We start from the raw sequence: 4,617 nt of genomic DNA, 5'->3' as shown, positions 1-4,617 counted from the left end.
GGTGATGTGTCGCGCTTCCTGTCGCAGTCAGCACTCAGCGCCCTTGCCCTGCTGGACGCCACACGCCACGGCTTCAAGGGCGAGCGGCGCGCTGATCTTGAGGCTGCAATCGCACTGCTGGAGCCTGTGTGCAGTCGTCTTGCTGACGGCGAATCTCCTGACGAGCCAGTTCGCTTTGCTGAGGCGGCAAAGCTGGCGAAGGCTGCCGACGACGCGGCCCACGCGATCAATCGAGCACGCGAGTACCTGGAGGCAGCGGCATGAGCGAGGCGAAGAAATGGGACGTCGAGCGGCTGGAGTATCTGCGCGGCTTAAAGTCGCCGACGGACCACCAGCGGCTGCTGCTCGTCCTGGCGGACAAGACCGAGCGGACGGCCGACGAAGAACGGAAGCTGGCGGCTCTCCTGAAGGCCGAGCGTGCCGCCGATCGCGCGCAACGAGCCAAGGCAGCGGCGGCAAAGCTGCTGAACGCCGATCGCGAGGCCGAACGCAAAGCACGCACGCGCCGGCTCATCGAGCTGGGCGGCCTGGTCGAGCTCGCCGGCCTCGGTGAGCGCGACAAAGGCGCGCTCCTGGGCGCATTCCTCGCCCTGGCCAAGACCGCCGACGCTGAGCGGTGGGCCGGCTGGAAAACGGCAGGCGATGCGGCCCTCGCCCAGCGGAAGCCTTGAGGCCCAGCCCACCGCGTGGTGGGCTATGGCCGCAGCCGCCGTGCGCTGCGCACGGAAGGCGACGATGGACAAGATCTACAACATCCGCATCCCGAAGGAAGATCACAAGGACCTGAAGGAGTTCTGCGAAGCCTTAAACACGAAGCTCCCTGCAGGCCTCCCACACTTCAAGCCTGAGACGCTGGCCCAATTCATTCTGTTGCGTAACATTGACTTGCTCAACAGCGAGATGCACCAGGTCGACCAGTTCGCGCTGCTTTTCGCACCGATCTTCCACCCCAAAAGGTGAACCCCATGGTCCGCGTAAGTTTTGACCCCGAGCAGCTGCACCAGGCTATCGAGGCAACCGGGTGATGCGGTACGTCGTCCACGTCGAAGCGGACACGGCGCCGCTGACCCTCGAAGCCGAGACCGCGCAGGAAGCCCGGACCGGTCTCCTCGACGGCCTCAACCAGCTGCACGCCAAAGGCGAGCGCGGACAGATCGAAGCGCACGTGATCGGCTACGACGGCGGCCGTCAGGTGCTCGACCTGGACTTGCGCGGCCCCATCGACGACATGCGCAAACGCCTGGGCGATGCCTTCCTCTGGTCGGCTGACCTCGCCCAAGGCCTCCACGCCGGCCGCAGAGCCGCGTCCAAAGGCCCCAGTCTCTGAGGGGGTGGCGGGGCTCTCCCCGCCGGCTATGAGCCCCGCAGGGGCTCGCTGTGGCCCTTCCGGGCCTCTGCCCTGCCCCACCCTCCCGCCGCGACCGCTATGCCCCCCGCTCGCCGCGGTCTGCATTCGCGCCTGCCAAACCGCTCTTCCGGCTCTAGGCAGTTCTCTGACCCTTGATCGAGCTGAAGTCTTACGACTCGCGGGGCTGTCCTCGTACGCGCTCACGCGCTCCGCTCTGAACCTCACCCGCTCCCAGCCGTGGACGATGCCTGCGGCACCGTGTGGACAGGCCGGGCACAGCCCGTGGACGGCATGGAGCCGCCGCCCACCGGCTGCACCCCGCCTGCCCACACTTCGCCCACCGCTGGAAGCTCCCGGCCTCTTGGGCCGCCTACGCGGCCCGCTAAGCGCCGCCAAGCTGATAGACGGAGCGCAGAACCAAGCGGCCCGCAGGGCCGCCCAAGGCCGCCATAGCGGCCGCCTGGACGCAGGCCCCGGCAGGGGCCGGAGTCCAGATAAAGCACTCGCACGCCGGAGGGCCGGCCGGCTCTATCGGCCGGACCGCAGGGCACCCCCCGGCTAGGGGTTCCCTGCCCGCGCAGCGGGTAGGGGCCGGGGGGCGTGCTCATAGCGCGCAGGGGTCACGATCGCCTCAGAAAAGCTAGATACAGAGGCCGTTTTGCCGAGGCCTTTCACTTCAAAGACTTACAGAGGCAAGTGATTCACCCAGATGAATCACCCTGATTCACCCAGATGAATCACTCAGACGTAAAAGCATGCGTTCGTGATTGATTTTCGCGCACGCTAGGCGAATAATCGAGCATGAATCAGGTGAACCACCTGAGTTCGGAAATCAGGCATGTTTGACGAGAAACCGGACACTCACGGAAGGCTTCCAGGGCGGCGCGTAGAGCGCACCAGGGCGACCTACAGCCAGACTGAGCTGGCGGCCCACGAGGCTTGGGCTCACTTCACTCTCGATGCCCCACCAGCCGCCGCGCTGGTGCACATGCTTGTGCGCCTAGCCGGCGACGACGACACCGTCGTCGCGAGCCAGCGCGTGCTTGCTGAGCGCCTCGGAGTAAGCCAGGCAACCATCGCCCGCGCGGTCAGCAAAGCGGCCGCAGCGAACTTCATCGAAGTCGTCCGGCTGGGCGCGACTGGTACCGGAGCATGTGCCTACAGGCTCAACAGCCGCGTGCACTGGACGCGGTCCAGTGACGGCAAAGCTGGGGCAGCCTTCCGCGCCGTCGTCCTGGCCAGCGGTGCCGATCAGGCAAAGATCGAGACGACGCCCTTACGGCGAGTTCCGGTGATCAGACCCGATGAGCGCGCCGTTCTATCAGGCCCCGGCCTACCGCCACCCAGCCAGCCACAACTTGATGGCTTCCCGCCGCCAGGCGTTGAGGTTGATCAGCTGTAAGCCTAGCGCCCCATCCCCGGCCCTCGGTCTTTCCCGCGCTCCTGTCGGCGCGCCTTCTCCGCCTGCAGGTGCTCGGCCAGCGCCCGTTGCTGGCGCTCTCGCTCGGCTTGCTCTCGCCGCTCCAGCAGGGGCATAGCGGTCGCGCATGCAGCCTCGCGCCGCTCATGCTCGGCCTGTGCCTTCGGCATCAGCCGCGCACCCAGCTCTTTGCCTTCAGCCAGCACAGCCGCCCGCTCCTTCTCGGCCTTGGCCAGCTCCTGCCGCTGCTGCTCTAGCCAGCCCTCCACCTTGCCGGCGTGGGCATGCTTCAGCAGGCCTTTGCGGTGCAGCCACGCCCGCACCGGGTGCGCCTTCTGCCATGCCTGATACGCCGGCTCATGCTTGGCTAGCTCGCCCTTGGCCTTCGCCTCGGCCGTGCTCACGGCCTTGAGCCGGCCCAGCAGGGCCTGCGGCTCTGGCATGGCCTCCAGCAGCGCCTGTGCGCCGGGGCTCTTGAGCCCGGCCACGTGCTGCCGCAGCTCGGCCAGCGGCATCGCTTCCAACCGCTGCCGCTCAGCACGCGCCACGCGCTCACGCTCCAGCTCGATCAGTCGGCCAGGCTCCGGCATCTGCTGCCAGACGGCCGCCGTCGCCTCGGCGGCCTCGGCCTTCGCCGCCCGGAACTCGAGCACGGCCGCACGGCCGTCGCCGCGCCACTGGCTCGGCAGCTGCTTTGCCTCCGGCTCCGCTGCGCCCTGCTCCGCGTTGCTCCGCATGTCGATCGCGACGCCGGCAGCGGCGCGCTCCAAGTGCGCATTGCAGAGGTCGCCCCAGCGAGAGCGCAGGGCCTTGAGGTCCTCGGCGCGCTCTTCCCTGGTCAGGGTCTCCCCTGCCCTCGGGCCGTACCCCTTCCGCGCCCCCCCCTTCTCCGGAGCCTTCGCGTTGTAGCGCTTGAAGTACTGGTCAGGGTCGCGCTCGATGCCGTCGCACTGCCGCTCCGAGAACATCAAATGCACGTGCGGCTGCTCGCCGCCGTCTGCTGCCTTTGGCGTGTGAATCGACCACTGGTAGGCGTGCCGGTCGCCGATCTCGGAAGCCACCCAATCGCGCACCAGCTCAAGCCGCTGCTCCGGCGACAACTCGCGCGGTAGAGCGATCTCCATTTCGCGATACGTGGTGCCGCCTTTGCGCTCGCAAGCGTCGGCCGCCTCCCAGAACGCGAGCGGGTTGGATTGCGCCCAGGCCGGCATGTTGCCGGCCTCGGTCGCCTCCAACTTCTCGCCGCGTTCGAGACGGTCGGCATGGCGACCCGTGCGCGCGATGTAGGCGGCATGAGGCCCGGCCTTGCCGGCCTTGCCAACCTTCATCGACAGCCGGGCAATCGCCAACTCCGCGCCTCCGCTTTTGCTGTTGCTCTGGCTTCGGCTCTTGCCTCGGCCGCCGGCAGGCCGCGCGTTTCCCCCGCAGGGGGAAACAACTAAGCGCGCCTTGCTTCGCAAGGATACCGCTTTGCTTCGCTTCGCTCCACCGGCTACGCTACGTTTGCGGCATACCACCACCCCACCCCAAAGGCAACCCCATGACGCTCACGACGAAATCGGTTCCCTTCGACTTCGAGAACGATAAAGCCAACCTTTTCCGCGTTGTCTCCGGCTACTCCAGCGGCGATGCACTCTTGAACGCCTATGTCTATGCGGCCGGTGTCACTGACCGCCTGCAGCTGGTCGCACGCGGCAAAGTTCTTAGCGGTGATGTGTCGCGCTTCCTGTCGCAGTCAGCACTCAGCGCCCTTGCCCTGCTGGACGCCACACGCCACGGCTTCAAGGGCGAGCGGCGCGCTGATCTTGAGGCTGCAATCGCACTGCTGGAGCCTGTGTGCAGTCGTCTT

The 4,617-nt window shown here is 67.2% G+C and carries 7 protein-coding genes; 6 read left to right on the top strand and 1 reads right to left on the bottom strand.

Annotated elements, in window-relative coordinates:
• From Q8S30_RS21080 to Q8S30_RS21060, 5 genes are all read left to right on the top strand, one after another.
• The coding region (locus Q8S30_RS21080) for a hypothetical protein (RefSeq protein WP_305667988.1) at nucleotides 1–264 on the top strand (264 nt) is incomplete at its 5' end.
• Entirely contained in the window at nucleotides 261–671 is a 411-nt protein-coding gene (locus Q8S30_RS21075) for a conjugal transfer protein TraD (protein WP_305667987.1), read from the top strand. The genes Q8S30_RS21080 and Q8S30_RS21075, both read left to right, overlap by 4 nt.
• A 64-nt stretch (nucleotides 672–735) precedes the next feature.
• The gene (locus Q8S30_RS21070; protein ID WP_305667986.1) at nucleotides 736–960 is read left to right on the top strand and encodes a hypothetical protein; all 225 of its coding nucleotides are present in this window, start codon (nucleotides 736–738) and stop codon (nucleotides 958–960) included.
• Nucleotides 961–1,024: 64 nt separating this feature from the next.
• Nucleotides 1,025–1,327 carry a hypothetical protein gene (locus Q8S30_RS21065; RefSeq protein ID WP_305667985.1) on the top strand — a complete coding sequence of 101 codons (303 nt, stop codon included), beginning with the start codon at nucleotides 1,025–1,027 and terminating at the stop codon, nucleotides 1,325–1,327.
• An 859-nt stretch (nucleotides 1,328–2,186) separates the two neighbouring features.
• A complete protein-coding gene (locus Q8S30_RS21060; RefSeq protein WP_305667984.1) occupies nucleotides 2,187–2,750 on the top strand; it encodes a helix-turn-helix domain-containing protein in 564 nt (187 codons plus the stop codon).
• Between the two features lie 2 nt (nucleotides 2,751–2,752).
• On the opposite strand, the gene Q8S30_RS21055 is transcribed toward Q8S30_RS21060, so the two are convergent.
• Nucleotides 2,753–4,117, bottom strand: coding sequence for a MobA/MobL family protein (locus Q8S30_RS21055; RefSeq protein WP_305667983.1), 1,365 nt, complete (start codon nucleotides 4,115–4,117; stop codon nucleotides 2,753–2,755).
• 191 nt (nucleotides 4,118–4,308) lie between these two features.
• On the opposite strand from Q8S30_RS21055, the gene Q8S30_RS21050 reads away from it, so the two are divergent.
• Nucleotides 4,309–4,617: hypothetical protein (locus Q8S30_RS21050; protein WP_305667982.1), on the top strand; the 309-nt coding region annotated here is incomplete at its 3' end.

It is taken from the genome of Frigidibacter sp. (genome assembly GCF_030695035.1).
Classification (GTDB): Bacteria; Pseudomonadota; Alphaproteobacteria; order Rhodobacterales; family Rhodobacteraceae; genus Frigidibacter.
Note: the sequence above shows the minus strand (reverse complement) of the source record. Positions and strands in the feature narration are given on the sequence as shown.